This is a genomic window from Xanthomonas sp. A1809, assembly GCF_017746015.1.
Taxonomy (GTDB): domain Bacteria; phylum Pseudomonadota; class Gammaproteobacteria; order Xanthomonadales; family Xanthomonadaceae; genus Xanthomonas; species Xanthomonas euvesicatoria.
Genome location: NZ_JAGHWZ010000014.1, coordinates 1 through 213, shown reverse-complemented (window position 1 = coordinate 213; position 213 = coordinate 1). Strand labels below are relative to the sequence as shown.

Below are 213 nucleotides of genomic sequence, written 5' to 3'. Positions count from 1 at the left end.
GCAATGCCCGCGTCAATGCCGATGGCAGTACGGCGGTGGGTGCCAACACGCAGATCGCGGCGGTGGCGACCAATGCCGTGGCGATGGGCGAAGGCGCGCAGGTGACGGCCGCGTCGGGCACGGCGATCGGCCAGGGCGCCCGCGCCACGGCACAAGGCGCCGTGGCACTGGGCCAGGGTTCGGTTGCCGACCGTGCCAACACGGTGTCGGTGG

The 213-nt window shown here is 72.8% G+C and carries 1 pseudogene; it reads left to right on the top strand.

The features are described 5' to 3' along the window. Positions 1 to 213: pseudogene (locus J7396_RS17050) on the top strand (hypothetical protein); the annotation flags it as partial.